Raw genomic sequence first — 17,392 nt, forward strand, 5'->3', positions numbered from 1 at the left:
TCGCCGGCGGAGCCGGGGGCCGTCCGGCGCTCAGCGCCCCTCGGGGGCCTCCACCGCGCTCGGGGTGACGGGCGGCTCGGCCGACCACGGGAAGACGATCCACTCGTCGGTGCGGCGCCAGACGAAGTCCGGCGAGACCACGGAGGCGGACTTCGCGTAGAGCACCGCGCTGCGGGCGTCGGCGCCCATGTCGCGCAGCAGGTCGAGCACGAGCGCGAGGGTGCGGCCGGAGTCGGCGACGTCATCGACGACCAGCAGGCGCTTGCCCTTGATCGACTCGGCATCGAGCATCGGGGCGAGCAGCACCGGGTCCGGCAGGGTCTCGTGGACGTCGGTGTAGAACTCGACGTTGATCGCATCGGCGAGCTTGAGGCCCAGCGCGTAGGAGAGCGAGCCTGCGGGCAGCGCCCTCCGCGCGCCACGGCGATCACGATCTCGGGGTCGAAATCCGAATCCGCGATGCTCTGAGCGAGCTCACGCGACGCCGTGCCGAACAGATCCCAGGTCAGGACCTCCTTGACGACGAGATCGGCGGAATCGGCGTGGTAGGCCTGGGACATCGGATCGTTTCTCCTCGGGAGGGGCGGCGCAGAGTGTTCCGATGGTATCGGCCCCCACTCCATGAGCCGTTCGGGGGCCGGGCAGGTGCTCACTTCCTCACACGCCTCCTTGCGGGGTCCCGTCGGGGTCGCGCCGCGGCCGCTGGAGAATCGACCCTCACCACCACACACGAAACCACACGTTCCCACTCTTGTCTTCTGTGGTTCATGTGGGTAATCTCGACGTCGTCGCGACCACGGCTCACCCCGTCGGCCGCCGCCCCTTCGACGAAGCAGGTGAGCACATGTACGCCAGAGAACGACAGCGCCAGATCCTGGAGGCGCTCACCCGCACCGGCCGGGTCGCCGTCACGGACCTCTCCGCGCAGTTCGAAGTCACCACCGAGACCGTGCGCCGCGACCTCGACCAGCTCGCAGACCGCGGCCAGCTGGTGCGCGTGCACGGAGGCGCCGTGCCGCGGCGCACCGGGGATGTCGAGCCCGATCTGGAGTCCCGCCGCGTCACCAACATCGCCGCCAAGCGACGCATCGCCCTCGCCGCCGCCGAGCTGCTGCCCACCGATCCGCGGTCCGCAGTCCTGCTCGATGCCGGCAGCTCCACCGCTGAGCTGCTCCCCCACCTCGCCGGCCGCCGCGGCCCTGTGATCACCAACGCTCCCGCTATCGCCCAGGGCGCCCTGGTCCACACCGATCTTGAGGTGCATGTGCTCCCGGGCCGGGTGCGGCCCACCACCGCGGCCGCCGTCGGCTCCACCACCGTCGATGCGTTGCGGGCCCTCCATCCCGAGATCGCCTTCCTCGGCTGCAACGGCCTGGACATCGAAGGATTCACCACCCCCGATCCCGATGAGGCCGCGGTGAAGGCTGCGATGGTCAGCTCCGCTGCGAAACGAGTGGTCCTCGCCGACTCCTCGAAGATCGGCGCCCGGCACCTGGTCACGTTCGCGGCACTCCCCGAGGTGGACACCCTCGTGACCGACGCGGATATCCCCACCGCCCTGCTCCGCCAGCTCATCGACGCCGGAATCGAGGTGATCACGGCATGATCATCACCTTCACCGCGAACCCCTCCCTGGATCGCACCATCGATCTGGGCGGCGCCCTCACCCCCGGCGGGGTGCACCGCATCAGCTCGGACAGCACCCAGCCCGGCGGAAAGGGCATCAACGTCGCCCTCGGTGTGCACCGTGCGGGCCTGCCGGTCACCGCGGTGCTCCCTGCGGCTCCCACCGATCCGCTGCTGGACCTGCTGCGGGCTGATGGGCTGCCGCACCGCTCCAGCCCGGTGGCGGGCCGGATCCGCACCAACCTCACCGTGCTCTCCTCCCCGCAGCTGACCACGAAGCTCAACGAGCCGGGGGCCACGCTTTCCCCACCGAGGTGCAGCAGCTCGAGCAGCTGCTGCTGGACTGCGTCACGGCCGGGGACTCCGTCATGCTCTCGGGCTCGCTCGCCCCGGGCCTGCCCGTGGACGAGTACGTGCGCCTGGTCGAGGCACTGCGCACCCGCGGTGCTCGCGTCGGCGTGGACACCTCCGATGCTCCGCTGGCGGCGCTCGCCGCGGCGCTGCCGCAGACGGCACCGGACTTCCTCAAACCCAATGCGGAGGAGCTGGGGCAGATCGTCGGCGCCGACGGCATCGCCCTCGAGCAGGAGGCCGGCGAGGGGAACCTCGACGGGGTCCGTGCGGCGGCCCTGGACCTGCATCGCCAGGGGTGGGTGCCGTGCTGGTGACCCTCGGCGCGGCGGGCGGGCTGCTCGCTGCTGAAGGCTCCGCCTGGTACTGCCCGTCCCCGGCGGGGCCCGTGGTCTCCACCGTGGGCGCCGGGGACTCCGCGACCGCCGGCTACCTCATCGCTCGTGAGCGGGAGGAGCCGCCTGCGGCTCGTCTCGCCCGCGCGCTCGCCTACGGCACGGCCGCCGTGGGCCTGCCCGGCACCACCATTCCGCGCCCCGACCAGGTCCGCGTCGATGCGGGCGCTGTCGTCCGGCTCTGAGCACTGCTTCATCCCACCCTCTCTCATCCTGCAGTGCGGGATGAGCCCGTTCGAAGGAGAACCCATGTCCACTCCCCTGATGACCCCCGATCTGGTCCGGCTGGAGGTCGCCCCTCCCGGAGACAAGCACGCCGTGATCGGCCTGATGGCCGATCTCATCTCCGCCACCGGCCGCGCTGATCGCGACGGTCTCGAAGCGGGGCTGCTGAAGCGCGAGGAGTCCTTCGCGACCGGCATGCCCGGCGGCTTCGCGATCCCCACTGCCGCACCGACGCGGTGCACGAGGCGGCGCTGGGCTTCCTGCGCCTGGCGGAGCCCGTGGACTTCGGTTCGACCGACGGGCCCGCGGATCTCATCATCGGGATCGCTGCTCCGGCCGGCACCGATGACCAGCACCTCAAGCTCCTCGCCCAGCTCTCCCGAGCCCTGATCCGGCCGGAGTTCCTCGCCGATCTGCGCGCGGCGCAGGAGCCTCATGAGGTCTCCGATCTGGTGATGGGCATCCTCGAGCCCGCCCCGGAGCCGGCTGCCGCCCCCGCCGGAGGCACAGTGCCCTCCGGCGCCACGGGAGCGACGGCGACTGGTGCGGGCACTGGCACTGGCACTGGCGCAGGCGCTGCCGGGACTGCCGCTGCTGGCACCTCCGCGACCACCGACGGCGAGGCGTCGAGCGAGGCGCCGGTCCTGCTCGCGATCACCTCCTGCCCCACCGGAATCGCCCACACCTATATGGCGGCCGAGTCGCTCGAGAATGCCGCGAAGGAGAAGGGTGTCGAGCTGCACGTCGAGACTCAGGGCTCCGGCGGGATCACCCCTTTCACGCAGGAGCAGATCGCCGCGGCGAGCGCCTGATCGTCGCCGCGGACGTCAACATCACCGGACGGGAGCGCTTCGCGGGCCTGCCGCTCGTGGAGCATCCCGTCAAGCGGGCCATCTCCCATGGACCGCAGATGATCGACGAGGCCGTCGCCGCCTCCTCGGACCCGTCGGCCCGGCGCGTGCCCACCGCCGGCGCGTCCGGCAGCGGCTCTGCTGACTCCTCGCAGTCGGGGTCGCGGCAGTCCTGGCCGCGGAGGATCCAGGGCGCCGTGATGACCGGCGTGTCCTACATGATCCCCTTCGTCGCCGCGGGCGGCCTGCTGATGGCGCTCGGCTTCCTCATCGGCGGCTTCGACGTGGCCTTCGTGGCACAGGACGTCGCGACCACCTTCTCGCTGACCTCTCTTCCGGACCAGCAGACCTATGAGGGTGCGACCGGGGCGATGCAGACCGAGCGGGCGGGCATGACCCTCTACCTCGGTGCAGTGCTGTTCACCCTCGGCGACCTCGGCATGGGCTTCCTGGTCGCGGCGCTGTCGGGCTATATCGCCTTCGGCCTGGCGGGACGCCCGGGCATCGCTCCGGGCTTCATCGGTGGGGCCGTGTCCTTGGCCATCGGCGCCGGATTCCTGGGCGGCCTGATCACCGGTCTGCTGGCCGGCCTGGTCGCTCTGTGGTTCACCACCCTGAAGCCGCCGCGGTGGCTTGCCGGGCTGATGCCCGTGGTGATCATCCGCTGCTGACCACCCTCGTGGTGGGCGGTCTGATGCTGCTGTTCCTGGGCCGCCCGCTGGCGTCCCTGATGACCGCCCTGCAGGACGGGCTGACCGGGATGTCCGGCTCCTCCGCGCTCCTGCTCGGCGTGATCATCGGGCTGATGATGTGCTTCGACCTGGGCGGGCCGGTCAACAAGGCCGCGTACCTGTTCGCGACCGCCGGCCTCTCCCAGGGCACCGAGGCGGCGTTCCAGATCATGGCGGCCGTGATGGCCGCGGGTATGGTGCCGCCGCTGGCGATGGCGCTGTCCACCGTGGTGCGCCGGAAGCTCTATTCCCCGTCGAGCGGGAGAACGGCACCACCGCCTGGCTGCTCGGGGCGGCATTCATCACCGAGGGCTCAATCCCCTTCGCTGCGGCTGACCCGCTGCGCGTGATCCCCTCGATGATGGCCGGTGGCGCTGCCACCGGTGCCCTGATCATGGCCTTCGGAGTGGGCTCACAGGCCCCGCACGGCGGGATCTTCGTCGCCTTCGCGATCAACCCGATCTGGGGATTCCTGGTGGCGATCATCGTGGGCACGCTGGTCTCCGCCGCGCTCGTGACCGTTCTCAAGGAGCTCAGTCACCGCCGGACCGTCACCGCTTGAGCACCTGCAGTGATCCCGAGAGCGCCCCGCTCCGGCGGGGCGCTCTCGTATGCTCTCCCCGACCCCAGAGCACCTGAGCGCGAGGAGCAGCGATGCCGGAGACCGGACCGAGCGAGCTGCTGCTCGCCGAGGGCTCCCTGGGCCACATGCCCGCCTACGGCGGCGTGCATCTGAGCATGCTCGCGCTCATCGTCGCTGCGACTGCTGCCGCCGTGGCCTGGGTGCGGCGCGCCGATCCCGTACAGGTGGGCAGGGTGCTGCGGGCTGTGGGGTGGCTGCTGCTGGTGAACTCGATCTTCTGGACGCTGTGGGGATTCATGCCCTGGGCCTGGAACCTCGAGGAGTCCCTGCCGCTGCACTACTCCGATGCGCTGCGCTTCCTGCTCCCGCTCGTCCTCATCACCCAGGCACGGTGGGCGATCGCGGTCGCGTACTTCTGGGGGCTGACGCTGAACCTGCAGTCCGTGCTGACCCCGGACCTGAACTACTTCGTCTGGATCCCGCTGGAGTTCGTGCAGTACTGGCTCGCTCACGGCACCGGGGTGCTGGTTCCGGTGGTGCTGATCTGGGGGCTCGGGTACCGGCCCACTTGGCGCGGCTGCGGCATCGCCTATGCGGTGACGGTGGGCTGGGCGGCGATCGCCTTCACCGGCAATGCCCTGACCGGCGCGAACTACGGCTATCTCAACCGGGCTCCCTCCGGGCCCTCGGTCCTCGACGTGCTCGGTCCCTGGCCGCAGTACCTGCTGGTCGAAGCTGTGCTCATCGCAGTGGTGTGGGCGCTGATGACTCTACCGTGGGTGCTGGTGGACCGTCGGCGGGGCACCCCGCTCTCCGGCCCCGGAGGGTTCGTGCGGCGGCCCGCGGCCGCTCAGGACAGCAGTTCGATCTCCGCGAGGCGCAGCGGGCCCTGGGAGGACGAGACCACCAGGCGGTGATGGGTGCAGGGCCGCGGGGAGGAGATCTCGAAGGGGCGCGTCTGGCGGCGCCACCGGAATCCCTGCCCGGAGCGGGCATCGAGCAGCTCCCAGGTCTTCCCATCGTCCGAGCCCTCGAGCCGCCAGGCGAGCGGATCCCCCCCGCCTGCGCGGAGGAGGTCAGGGTGAGGAAGCGTGCCTGCTGCGGCTCGCCCAGCTCAGGCAGCTTGATCACCGCGCTCGCGGCCGCGAACTCCCGCTCGGTGCGGGAGTCGTCATCCAGCAGCGGATCCGACGGATCGGCGCCGAACAGGTCCCGCAGCGGCTGCGGCCGCTCCCCCGGTGCGCTCAGCGACGGCGGGATCTCGCCCCAGCCCTCCGGCTCCGCCGCCAGGCGCAGATGCAGCCGGCCCCGCAGCTCCGCGTGGTCGATCCAGGAGGCGCGGTGCTCGCGCCCGTCGACGGTCATCCCGGTGATGCAGACGTCCTGCGGATCCGCGGCCTCGGTGGTGATCGCGAAAGGCTCCCCTCCCAGGGGGTGGACGGTCGCGCGGGGGAACAGCGGAGCCACCAGGTGGTAGCGGCCGGTCCCGAGCTGGAGCGGGTACAGGCCCAGCGCCGTCAGCAGCCACCAGGCGCTCATCTCGCCGTTGTCCTCGTCCCCGGGTAGCCCTGGCCGATCTGCTCGCCCACGAACAGCCGGCGATGCACCTCCCGCACGATGCGGGAGGCCTCCTCGGGCAGGCCGACGTGATGGAAGAGGAAGGGGATGTGGTGCGAGGGCTGGTTGGACATCCCGAACTGCCCCATCCGCACCGCCCGGGCCTCGACCATCTCGTGGATGACCCGGTCGTAGCTGCCCGGGCGGTCGGCCCGTTCAGGGGTGTCGAAGAATTCCTCGAGCCGGCCGTGCAGCATCTCCCGGCCGCCGTACAGGGAGGCGAGCCCTTCGCCGTCGTGCGGGACGTGGAAGGCGAAGTTCCAGCCGTCGGTCTCGGTGTAGTCCCCGCCCCAGGTGCGCGGGTCGTACTCCTGGGGGCTCTGCGCGAAAGCGCCGTCGGCTCGGCGGCCCTGGAAGAACTCGACTGCGGGATCGAACAGCAGCGTGTAGTTCAGGCTCCGTGCCCGCAGATAGTGCGCCTCCTCGCGCAGCTGCGCCGCGTGCTGCTCCTCGCCCTCGTCCGAGGCGCGGCGCGCGAGCAGCTCGGCCTGGGCGGCGAGTCCCGCATCGTTGATGTGCGCCTCGAGCGCCCAGGAGACGGATTCCTCGGTATCGATGTCCACGTAGCCGGTGAACACTGCCCGTTCGTTGCCCTTGCGGCCGACTTCCGGGAAGGGCGGGGCGACGGTCGCATTGCGCAGCCCGGATTCGTAGGCGCTCAGCGGATCGGGCAGGGGAACGCCCTTGACCTGGAGATCGGCGAAGGCGATGTCGCTGCTGGTGCCGGTCATGCAGTCCGCGTAGCCGGGCGCGGACCAGCGGGCGATCCAGCCTCCTTCGCGGAACTGCTGGACGAAACCGTCCGCGAGCTCGGCCGCGAGCTGCGGGTACAGCAGCGCATAGGCGGGCCAGCAGGTGCGGTAGGTGTCCCAGAATCCGTGGTTGACGTAGACCTTGCCCGGCAGGACCTGGGCATTGGTGCGGGTCGCCGTGGCATTGCCCTTGGCCGGGAGCACCGGGCTGGCGTGGACGGGTTCCGGGCGATCGGCGGTGCCTGCGTTCTCCCACTGCGAGGTGGGGTAGAGGTTCAGCCGGTAGAGGTTGCCGTACAGGGTGCGGCGCTGTGCCGGGGTGGCATCCGGTGCATCGATCACCTGCAGGCGCTCGGCCCAGGCGGCGTGTGCGGCGGCGCGGATCTCCTCGAAGGAGCGCTCGGCGAGCTCCTGGGCGAAGGTGCGCCGGCTCTGCTCGACCCCGAGATAGCTGGTGGCCAGGCGCACCGTGATCCGGCGTGTGCCAGGGGCGAAGGTCAGCACGCTGCCCGTGCTCTCTCCCCGGGCATGCTCCACGGAGATGGGGGCGGGATCCACCTGTCCCAGGACGTACATGCGGGTGGCGCCCTCGGTGCGGGAATGGCCCTGCGTGGGTGAGGAATCGACCCAGGCGTGCACCCGGCCGTCGAAGACGGAGCCTGCCGCATCGATCCGGGAGTGCTCGTCGATCCCCTCGAGCAGCAGATGCGGGCTCTCGTCCTGGGCGGGGAGCTCGATCTCGCAGATCGCGCCGTGGCCCGTCGGGGCCAGGCGCAGCGTGATGTCACCGTCCATGGTGACCTCGTACAGGTCCGGCCGCGCGCTCTCCTGAGCGTGGTCGAACGCTCGCGCGCGTGCCGCCGGCCCCGCATCGGGCGACGACCCGAGCAGGGGCATCATCATGAGCTGGTGGCGGTCCCCCATCCAGGGGCTGGGCTGGTGGGACAGCGCCATGCCCTCGAGCCGAGGCCGGTTGTCCGGCCCGTTGCCACGGTGGTATTCGTACACCCAGCGCCGGGTGCGGGCATCGGTCGCCGGGGTGAAGAGTGCGAAGCCGTTGGGCAGCGCCGTCAGCGGCAGCGTGTTCCCGCGGGAGAAGTCGCCGGAGGCGTGGCTCCCCCGCCGCGTGTCCACCCAGGCCACCGGGTCCTCGAGCGGCGGATCCGCGGGAAGGGGCCCCAGGTACGGACCATCGATCCAGCCGAAGAGCGGTTCCTCATCGTCCCGCGCCCGCTCGGTCGGGCCGTCGGCCTCTTCGAGGAGGTCGGCCTCAGGGTCCACGGGGGCGTCCAGGACCAGCAGCACTTCGGTGATGGTGCGGCCGGCGAGGTCGGAGAGGTCCACCTGCACGTCGTTCCACTGGTCCGCGTAGAGGATCTTCCCCTCGCCGAGGCCGCACGCGGTGGCCTCGGTGCCGTACTGGTCACGGGGCGCTGCATCGGAGAGCAGGCTGCCATCATCGAGCTCGAGGTCGACCGCCACATGGGTCGCGCCCCAGCTCTGTGCCGCATCCAGTGCCGGGTGGACGAACCAGCGCAGCACGTCTCCGGGCGCGATGGTGCGGCCGTGCAGCTGCTCGAGACCGTGGATCACCGGTGCCGCTGCTGCTGTGCGCTCGCCGGCGTGCCCGGCGTACCGCAGCGCAGAGGGTGCGAGAAGACCGGCGCCGTCCTTGCTGGTCGGCGATCCCACGGGGCCCTGGTCTGCGGTGACGATCATGCGCGCCAGGCTATCGACTGACGGTCCCCGTCGCGGCGAGGCGTGCCCGAGGGGAGTCCTCCCCATCGCGGGCTCCGTACGAGTGCGGGATACTCCTCACAGACGTCCTACCAGCCCGGGAGAAGCCATGATCTACGCACAGTCGCCGCAGGGGCGCCCGATGCCCGCGCCTTCCGGTCGGCCCAAGCGGCCGATGTGGCACTGGCTGCTCGTCGCCGGTGTGGCCGCCCTCGGTCTGCTGGTCATAGGGATCTTCGCAGTCGTCATCGCGTTCCAGGTGCTGACCCGGGGCAATCCGCAGACGACGCTCGAGGACTTCTACTCGGCGCTCGGGACCACGGACTGCGAGCTCTTCATGGACTCCACCACCGAGGGCTACCGCGAGGCGACCGGCCTGACCAGCTGCTCGATCTTCGAGGAGGAACTGGGGCACTTCTCCTCCGTGGACTACGAGGTCGACGAGCGCATCAACCGCCAGGGCTACGCGATCTTCGAGGTCACCGAGTCGTACTCCTCGGCGGGCGAGGACGTCGAGGTCAAGCTCCGCTACTACGTGCGGCGCATCGATGGGCAGTGGGACCTGGACGGCATCGAGGTCATCGAACCGGGCGCCGAGCCGATCACCTGAGGCCCGCGACCCGCTCCCGCCGGTGGGTGCGGCACCGCGCCTGGTACGACTCGCTGCCGCCGATCTGCGCGGCCGTCGCCGTGAGCGGATCCGAGGCGTCCTCGAAGAGCCGGATATGGAAGGCGGCGTCGGCACCGCAGACGGTGCACACCGCCGTCAGCTTCACGACCTCCTCCGCCATCGCCATCAGGGTCGGTACGGGTTCGAAGGGCCCGCCGTCGTAGGTGATGCACAGTCCGGCGACCTCGACCCGGATCCCCGCCTCAAGCAGCTGCTGGATCACCGGCACGATCGCCGGGCCGAAGAACTGGGCCTCATCGATCGCGATCAGATCGGGTGGATCCTCGAGGGTCAGCGCGAGCAGCTCCTCCGCATCCTCGAGCATGCGTGCGGAGGTGCTGCGCCCGGTGTGGGTGCTCAGTCGCCGCCCACCGCCGCCGCGTTCGTCGAGCCGGTGCCCGGTGACCTCTGCCCGCAGTCCCGCCAGCCGGGCCCGTCGGACCCTCCTGAGGAGCTCCTCGGTCTTGCCGGCGAACATCGGGCCAGCGATCACGTGCAGTCGTCCTGCCTCCATGGGGCGCATGGCATGAGCGTACGTGCGCCGCGGTCTCTGCGCCTGGCTGCTCGAAGTACAGTGCCCGGATGAGCACACGGCGCCCCTCTCCCCTGGCCGGCCGGAAGCCCACCAAGCAGGACCTGGCCGCCTTCGCCACAGCGGATCCCGACTCGATCGACGACGTGCTGCCGGACAGCGCGCACAGCGACCCGCTGCGCCTGCTGATCGTCGGCATCAACCCCGGCCTGTGGACCGCGGCGGTCAACGCGCCTTTCGCGCGCCCCGGCAACCGGTTCTGGCCCTCGCTGCACCGGGCGGGGCTCACCTCGAGGTTGGTCGACGCCTCCCGCGGCCTGGATCCGGAGGACGAGCAGGATCTCCTCCGCCGTGGCATCGGCATCACGAACCTGATCGGCCGCGCCACGGTCCGCGCGGATGAGCTGGGGCGGGAGGAGCTGCAGCGCTCCGGTGCGCACCTGATCGAGCGGCTGGAGCAGCTGCGCCCGCGCACTGTCGCGATCGCCGGGATCACCGCGTTCCGGGCCGCGTACGCCCTGCCCAAGGCACGGCTCGGCCTCCAGGACCCGGCGACGATCGAGGGCTGGCCCGCCCGCACCACGCTATGGGTGGTGCCGCAGCCGAGCGGGCTGAACGCCCACGCCTCGGTGCCGTCCCTCGCCGAGAACTGGCGCGAGGTCGCCCGCAGCGCGGGTCTCGAGCACACCAGCTCGGACTGATCCGCGTCTCCTCGTGAGCGACGGGCGCCGGCCGCCTCACCCGGGCGCCGGGGCTCCGCCCCCGCCCTCAGACGGCCGGGCCCGCCGGCGTCGGAGCCTGCTTCTGTGAGGAGGACTCCCCGTGGACCAGAAGTACAGCAGCCCCGTCCCGTTCAGCAGCCGATCCCCGATGGCACGCTCCTGGTAGATCACCGGATTGTGGGAGGACAGGGTGCGGGCATTGCGCCAGTGCCGGTCCAGCGCCCGGCCGCGCGAGGTGGCGGAGGCGCCGCCCACCTCGAACAGCTCAGTGGTGACCTCCAGGACCCCGGCGACCGCGGTGATCTGGGCCTGCACCGTGCGCAGCTCAGCGGCGTCGGCCAGCTCCCCCACCCCTTCGGCGCCGCGGGCGGCTTGCGCCTCGGCGAGCGCCCGGGCCGCAGCGAGCACCGAGTCCTCGGCAGCGGCGACGGTGGCTGCCAGGCGCCCGATCACCTGCTGGACGAGCGGGTCCTCGGCGGCGGTGGCGCCGACGCCCTGGGAGTACACCCGGGTGCGGCTGCGCACGAAGTCGATGCCGTCGCGCAGCGCCGCCCGGCCCACGCCCACCAAGGAGGCCAGCAGCACCAGCTGCAGGAAGGAGGTCTTCGCGGTCACGGCTCCGTCGCCGCCCTCGAGCAGCGTCACCCGCTCAGCGGGGACGGGCACGTCCTCGAGCACGGTGGTGCCGCTGCCGGTGAGGGTCTGCCCGAAGCCGTCCCAGTCATCGCGCACGTCCACCCCGGCGTCGTGGCGGCCGACGGTGACGCGGGCGCGGCGTCCCTCCGGTGTCACGGCGGAGACGAGGATCCAGTCGGCGAAGAGGGAGCCGGTCGAGTAATGCTTGATCCCCGAGATCCGGAATCCGTCGCCGTCCGGTCGCACGGTCGTGGCGAGGTCTCCCACGGTCGCGGAGCTGCGCTCGTGGCTCGCGTTGCCGAAGATCTCTCCTGCCGCGATGCGGGCGAACCAGGGCGCGGGATCGCCCTGTTCGGTGCCGTGCAGGAGATCATCGACGACGGCGAAGTGAGCACGCAGCAGCTGCGGCAGGTTCGAGTCCGCCTCTCCGAGGTCGATCAGCAGACGCATCAGCGTCTCGACGTCGGCGCCTGCTCCCCCGTGCTCGTGGGGGACGGTGATCGCGGTGAAGCCCGCTGCGGCGAGCGCCCTCACCTCCTCGTGCGGGAGGCGGCGCTGCCTGTCGCGGTCCGCGGAGCCGGCGGCGATCTCCTGCAGGAGCGGGGCGAAACGCTCCCGCAGGTCGCCGGGTGTGGGAGGGGCGGTGACGGTCATGCGATCTCCTCGAGGTGGGGACGGGGCAGTGCGGCGATGAGCTGCCTGGTGTATGGATGCCGCGGTGCGTGGAGCACCTCGTCGGCGGTCCCCGATTCGACGACATGGCCGCCCTGCATCACCAGGACGCGGTCGCTGAGGTGGTGGATCACGCCGAGGTCATGGGAGATGAACAGATAAGCGGCGCCCAGGGCGTTCTGCAGGTCCTGGAGCAGGTCGAGGACCTGCGCCTGGACGGAGACGTCGAGCGCTGAGACGGGCTCATCGAGCACCAGGACGTCCGGTGCGGAGGCGAGGGCGCGGGCGATCGCGACCCGTTGCCGCTGGCCTCCCGAGAGGGTGAGCGGGTGCCGATGGGCGTGCCCGCCGTCGAGTCCCACCCAGGTCAGCAGCTCCTCGACGCGAGCGGTCCGCTCAGCGGGAGTCAGCTGGGCGGGAAGTGCGTCGGCGAGGGTGCGGCCCACCTCCCAACGGGGGTCGAAGGAGCCCAGCGGGTCCTGGTGCACCACGCCGATGCGGCGTCGATGCGGTCGTCGGTGTCGTTCGGCCAGGTCGGACCAGGGCTGCTCATCCAGCAGCACCCGTCCGCTGCTCGGCGGGGTCAGTGCGAGCGCCATCCGGGCGACGGTCGACTTGCCGGAGCCGGACTCGCCCACGATGCCGAGGGTCTCCCCGGGGTGCAGTGCGAAGGAGACGTCGTCGACCACGGTGCGCTCTCGCCGGTCGGGGCCGCGATAGCGCTTGGTGACGTGCTCGAGGCGCAGCACAGGCTGGTCCGTGTCCCGATGCTCGCGCGTGAGCTGCGGCAGGGGCTGCGGCGGGGACGGGGAGAGGCGGCTGCCGCGGGAGCGGGCCGAGGGGACGGCGTCGATGAGCCGTCGCGTGTACGGATCGCGGGGACGTGAGAGGACCTCGTGGGTGGGCCCCTGTTCGACGACCCGGCCGTCCTGCATCACCACCACGTGGTCCGCGAGCCGCTCGACCACGGCGAGATCGTGGCTGATCAGCAGCAGCGACCGGCCGGTGCCGAGGCTCTGCTCGAGGAGGTCGAGTATCTGGGCCTGGACGGTGACGTCGAGGGCAGTGGTCGGCTCATCGGCGATGAGGATCCGGGGTCCAGCGCGAGAGCCGCGGCGATCAGCGCCCGCTGGCGCAGACCGCCTGAGAGTTCGCCGGAGCGCTGGCGGGCGCGCAGCCGGGGTTCGGGAACACCGGCGGAGTGCAGCAGCTCGTGGACCCTCTGCTCGCGCTGGGAGCGGGGCACTCCGTGCAGCCGCAGCGGCTCGGCGATCTCGGCGCCGACTGGGCGCAGCGGGTCCAGGGAGACCAGCGCGTCCTGGAGCACGTAGCCGACCTCGGCGCCCCGGAGCCGGCGCAGCCGGGCCTCGGGGGCGGTGAGGAGGTCCGTGTCGCCGATGGCGAGGGTCTCGGCAGTGACCGTCGCACCGGGTCCGTTCAGTCCGAGCAGGCTGCGGGCGGTGACGGATTTGCCGGAGCCGGACTCGCCCACGATCCCCACGCAGCTGCCGGCGCGCAGCTCGAAGGAGATGCCGTGGACGACCGGGGTGCTGTCGAAGGAGACGCGGAGGTCCTCGACGCGGATCAGCGGGTTCATCGGGTGACTCCGGAATCGCTCGCGCGCTGCAGATGACGACCGATCACGGTGAGCGACAGGGTGAACAGGACGATGGTGATGCCGGGGAAGAAGTCCATCCACCAGGCCTGCTGGATGTAGTTGCGGCCCGCGTTGAGCATCGCGCCCCACTCCGCGGTGGGCGGCTGCACTCCCATCCCCAGGAAGCCGAGGGCCGCCGCCCAGACGATCGCCTGGCCGATGCCGAGGGTGATCAGCACGGTGAGCGGGCGGAAGGCGTTGGGCAGGATCGTGCGCAGCAGGATCCGCCGCGGCGGATGCCCGAGGGCACGTGCCGCCTCCACATAGCCTGCCTGGCGCACGGCGAGCACCTGGGCTCGCACCATCCGCGCGTAACCGGGCATGGTGGCGATCCCGACGGCGACCATCTGGGTGAGGGCGCTGTTCCCGTACACGGCGATGAGGATGAGCGCCAGCAGGATGCCGGGGAAGGCGTACAGCACCTCGATCACGCGGGTGACCGCGCCGTCTGCCCAGCGGCCGCCGAGCCCGCCGGTCAGCCCCAGCAGCAGCGCTCCGAGCAGGCCCAGAGCCGTGGCGCCGAGGCCGATGAGCAGGGACTGCCCGGCCCCGTGGATGACGCGGCTGTAGACGTCCCGCCCGGACTGATCGGTGCCGAAGGGGTGTGCGGCGCTCGGAGCTTCGAAGCTCTCCGAGAGGTTGATCTCGAGCGGGTCGTGGGTGGCCAGCAGGCCCGGCAGCACGGCGGCGAGCACGACCAGTGCGACCACGCCGACGGCGAGCCAGAGCCCGACCCCTCGGGGCGCGCGGCGGCGCCGGGCTGTCGGTGCGGGCGGGGCGGTTTCGAGGACGGGGGCTTCGGCGGCGGGAGCGAGAGTGGTCATGGGGTGTGTCCGATCGAGGAGCGCAGCCGCGGGTCGACGGCTGCGGCGGCGAAGTCGGTGAGGAGGTTGGCGAGCACATACACGAGGGCCACCACGAAGGTCACCCCGATCACCAGCGGCAGGTCCTGGGTGGTGACGGCGGAGACCAGGAGCTGCCCGATCCCCTGCCGGGAGAAGATCACCTCGACCACGACGGCTCCCGAGATGAGCGATCCCAGGCCCCATCCGGACAGCGCGATGCCGGGCAGGGCGGCGTGACGCAGGACGTGGCGCAGTCGCACGTCGTGCCAGGAAGCGCCGCGCGCACGGGCGGAGAGCACGAAGGGCTGGCGCAGGGCGGCATCGAACTCGTCCCGGGTCACCTGGGCGAGGAATCCGCCCAGCGGCAGGCCGAGCGTCAGGGCGGGCAGCACCATCCCGGCGGGCCCGCCGTCCACCACCGGCAGCCAGCGGAGCGTGACCGCGAAGACCACCAGCAGCACCACGCCGAGCCAGAAGTGCGGGAGCGCGGCGAGGAGCACCTCGATGCCGGAGCCGATCCGTCCCACGAGGCCGCGCCTGCCGGCGGTGGCCAGGGTGAGCGTCAGGGCGACGGCCCAGGCCACGGCGAGCGCGGCACCGGTCAGCTGCAGGGTGGGGATGATCTGCTCCCCGATGACCGCGACCACGGGTTCCTTCATCGTGTAGGACTCACCGAGGTCGAGCATCGCCAGGGCGCCGAGGAAGCTCAGGTACTGCGCGAGCAGCGGTCGGTCGAAGCCGTACTGCGCGCGCACCGCCTCGACCGTCTCCGGGGGCGGGTTCGCGGAGGCCCCGCCGAGGATGGCGAGCGCCGGGTCGCCGGGCACCATCTGCTGGAGCAGGAACACGATGGAGGCCACGGCCCACAGCAGCAGCAGGGCGGATCCCAGCTGGGCTGTCCCGCGCAGGGCCAGGAGACGCAGACGCGTCCGGGCCGAGGCAGGCGAGTCCGGTACCGGGGCGGCTGCGGCGGGGACGGGGACGGGGACGGTGGATGCGGGCGCTGCGGGTGCTGCGGTGGATGTCATCTCAGATCCCTTCTCGCACGAGGTAGGCGTCATGGAGGACGGGCTCGCCCTCGCTCGGCTCGATCCATACGTCGCGCACCTGGTCCGTGCGCAGGGCCAGACGGGTCTGGATGGGATAGAGAGGAATGTGCCAGGCCTGGGCGGTGAGCAGCCGCTGCGCCTCGGAGTAGAGGTGCTGCTGCTCGCCGGGGTCGGTGGTCGCCGCGGCGGCGAGCAGGGTGCGGTCCAGCTCCTCGTCGTAGGCGAGAGAGACGTTCTGGCCGTTGCCCAGCTCTCGAGGGTCTCCTGGGAGAACTTGATGTACATGACGTTCGGGCTCGGGCTGTTCCAGTAGCGGCCCTGGATGTCGTAGGCGGTGGGGTCGCTGCGCATCGCGGTCATCGTGGCGGCGTCCGAGGGCAGCAGCTGCACCTCCACTCCGACGCGCTTGAGCATGGCCTGGAAGTTCTGGTAGATGGTGAGGTCGGCGGGCGGGGTCTCCCCGGGGTCGGAGTTAAAGGGGAAGCGCAGGGTGAGCCGCTCGCCGTCCCGGGTGCGGTACCCCTCGGCGTCCCGGTCGGTCCAGCCCGCCTCGTCCAGCAGTGCCCCGGCGCGGTCTGCGTCGTAGGGGTAGGGCTCACCGAACGCGGGATCGTAGGTGGGGGTGCCCGAGGAGATCGCATTGCCCTCGTAGGGGAAGACCCCCGCATAGGCGCTGCGGACGATGCCGGGTGCATCGGCCGCGTGGACGATGGCGCGGCGCACACGGAGGTCGGACAGCGCCGGTGAGGTGGCGTTGAGGTCGAGGGCGAACGGGATGCCGGCGTGGACGAAGTCGTCGGTGGCGATGTGGGGGTCGGCCGCGGCGGCGGGCACCGATTCGGGCGGGAGGTTGAAGATCACCTGCGCCTTCCCTGACTGCAGCGCCCCGAAGCGTGCGGTGTTGTCCTTGAGGAACCTCCAGGTGAGCTGCTCCAGGTAGGCGGGTCCCTGGTGCTTCGCATCCGCGGGCGCGGAGCTGTAGTCCTCGTTGCGGACCATGGACACCTCACGGCCGCGCTTCCACTCGGTGATGATGAACGGACCGGTGCCGATAGGTGAGCGGCAGTTCTCCTGCAGGCCGCGGGCCATCGCCACGGGCGACTGGATTCCGAAGAAGGCTTGGGAGAGAACGGTCAGCAGCGGGGAGTAGGGCCGCTTCAGCGTCACCTGCACGACGTGCTCGGAGACGGCCTCGGCAGAATCGAAGTAGGGAGAGAGGTAGAGCAGCGCCGTCGAGGACTGGGTCTCCGGGTCGAGGATGTGCTCGAAGTTCGCGACCACGGCCTCGGCATCCAGAGGCTCGCCGTCGGTGAACTTCACTCCCTCTGCGAGGGTGAACTCGTAGACCAGGCCGTCCTCGGAGATGGTCCAGGACTCGGCGAGCCACGGGACCACGCTGCCGTCCCGGGTCATCGAGACGAGCGAGTCGAGGTACTGGCGTGCGATGTAGGTCTGGGGCATGTCGCCGCTGTTGTGGGGGTCCAGGCAGGTGGGTTCGCGATCGGTCGCGTACACCAGGTGGCCTCCCTCCTTCGTGCCGGGCGGCAGCTGATCCGCCGGCGCCGGGGCAGCGCAGCCGGAGACCAGCACTGCGGCGATGCAGGCGGCCAGGACGGTGGCCAGGGGGCGAGCTCTCACAGGGCTCCTCCTCGATCGGTGACGGACACCGAGACCCTAAGCATCACTTGGGGAGGCTCAAAGGTTAATGACGGTGCGCGAACCAGCGCGACAGGGCCGTGAA

10 protein-coding genes and 5 pseudogenes are annotated in these 17,392 nt (G+C 71.2%); 8 read left to right on the plus strand and 7 right to left on the minus strand.

The genetic code is table 11. The features are described from left to right. Positions 1-30: 30 nt before the first annotated feature. A pseudogene (locus H3H54_RS13000) lies at positions 31-560 on the minus strand (phosphoribosyltransferase). A gap of 209 nt (positions 561-769) precedes the next feature. Between H3H54_RS13000 and H3H54_RS13005 the strand changes: the two are divergent. From H3H54_RS13005 to H3H54_RS13025, 6 genes and pseudogenes are all read left to right on the plus strand, one after another. Next, entirely contained in the window at positions 770-1,606 is an 837-nt protein-coding gene (locus tag H3H54_RS13005) for a DeoR/GlpR family DNA-binding transcription regulator (protein ID WP_262424195.1), read from the plus strand. After that, a pseudogene (locus H3H54_RS19680) lies at positions 1,603-1,821 on the plus strand (1-phosphofructokinase family hexose kinase); the annotation flags it as partial. The gene H3H54_RS13005 and the pseudogene H3H54_RS19680, both read left to right, overlap by 4 nt. 119 nt (positions 1,822-1,940) lie before the next feature. Next, entirely contained in the window at positions 1,941-2,294 is a 354-nt protein-coding gene (locus tag H3H54_RS13010) for a PfkB family carbohydrate kinase (RefSeq protein ID WP_262424196.1), read from the plus strand. Beyond that, a complete protein-coding gene (locus H3H54_RS13015) occupies positions 2,285-2,557 on the plus strand; it encodes a PfkB family carbohydrate kinase (protein WP_262424197.1) in 273 nt (90 codons plus the stop codon). The genes H3H54_RS13010 and H3H54_RS13015 overlap by 10 nt, the downstream gene beginning before the upstream one ends. A gap of 64 nt (positions 2,558-2,621) precedes the next feature. Further along, positions 2,622-4,741, plus strand: a pseudogene (locus H3H54_RS13020) (fructose-specific PTS transporter subunit EIIC). 92 nt (positions 4,742-4,833) lie between these two features. Next, positions 4,834-5,679, plus strand: a complete 846-nt coding sequence (locus H3H54_RS13025; RefSeq protein WP_262424198.1) for a TIGR02206 family membrane protein — start codon at positions 4,834-4,836, stop codon at positions 5,677-5,679. Positions 5,680-6,127: 448 nt separating this feature from the next. On the opposite strand, the pseudogene H3H54_RS13035 reads toward H3H54_RS13025, so the two are convergent. After that, positions 6,128-8,916 (minus strand): annotated as a pseudogene (locus tag H3H54_RS13035) (GH92 family glycosyl hydrolase); the annotation flags it as partial. 61 nt (positions 8,917-8,977) lie between these two features. On the opposite strand from H3H54_RS13035, the gene H3H54_RS13040 reads away from it, so the two are divergent. Next, positions 8,978-9,478, plus strand: coding sequence for a hypothetical protein (locus tag H3H54_RS13040; RefSeq protein WP_262424200.1), 501 nt, complete (start codon positions 8,978-8,980; stop codon positions 9,476-9,478). On the opposite strand, the gene H3H54_RS13045 is transcribed toward H3H54_RS13040, so the two are convergent. Continuing rightward, entirely contained in the window at positions 9,471-10,061 is a 591-nt protein-coding gene (locus H3H54_RS13045; protein WP_262424201.1) for a thymidine kinase, read from the minus strand. The genes H3H54_RS13040 and H3H54_RS13045 overlap by 8 nt on opposite strands. Before the next feature lie 59 nt (positions 10,062-10,120). Between H3H54_RS13045 and H3H54_RS13050 the strand changes: the two genes are divergently transcribed. After that, positions 10,121-10,771, plus strand: coding sequence for a mismatch-specific DNA-glycosylase (locus tag H3H54_RS13050; RefSeq protein WP_262424202.1), 651 nt, complete (start codon positions 10,121-10,123; stop codon positions 10,769-10,771). A gap of 36 nt (positions 10,772-10,807) precedes the next feature. Here the strand turns inward: H3H54_RS13050 and H3H54_RS13055 are convergent, their stop codons facing one another. From H3H54_RS13055 to H3H54_RS13070, 4 genes and pseudogenes are all read right to left on the minus strand, one after another. Continuing rightward, positions 10,808-12,082, minus strand: coding sequence for an acyl-CoA dehydrogenase family protein (locus tag H3H54_RS13055; protein ID WP_262424203.1), 1,275 nt, complete (start codon positions 12,080-12,082; stop codon positions 10,808-10,810). Beyond that, positions 12,079-13,697: pseudogene (locus H3H54_RS19685) on the minus strand (dipeptide ABC transporter ATP-binding protein). The gene H3H54_RS13055 and the pseudogene H3H54_RS19685 overlap by 4 nt, the downstream one beginning before the upstream one ends. Beyond that, the gene (locus tag H3H54_RS13065; RefSeq protein WP_262424204.1) at positions 13,694-14,581 is read right to left on the minus strand and encodes an ABC transporter permease; all 888 of its coding nucleotides are present in this window, start codon (positions 14,579-14,581) and stop codon (positions 13,694-13,696) included. Before H3H54_RS13065 ends, H3H54_RS19685 begins: the two are co-directional and overlap by 4 nt. Then, positions 14,578-17,289, minus strand: a complete 2,712-nt coding sequence (locus tag H3H54_RS13070) for an ABC transporter substrate-binding protein (protein ID WP_262424205.1) — start codon at positions 17,287-17,289, stop codon at positions 14,578-14,580. Before H3H54_RS13070 ends, H3H54_RS13065 begins: the two co-directional genes overlap by 4 nt. Between the last annotated feature and the right edge of the window lie 103 nt (positions 17,290-17,392).

The organism is Brachybacterium sp. Z12 (assembly GCF_014400405.1).
Classification (GTDB): domain Bacteria; phylum Actinomycetota; class Actinomycetes; order Actinomycetales; family Dermabacteraceae; genus Brachybacterium.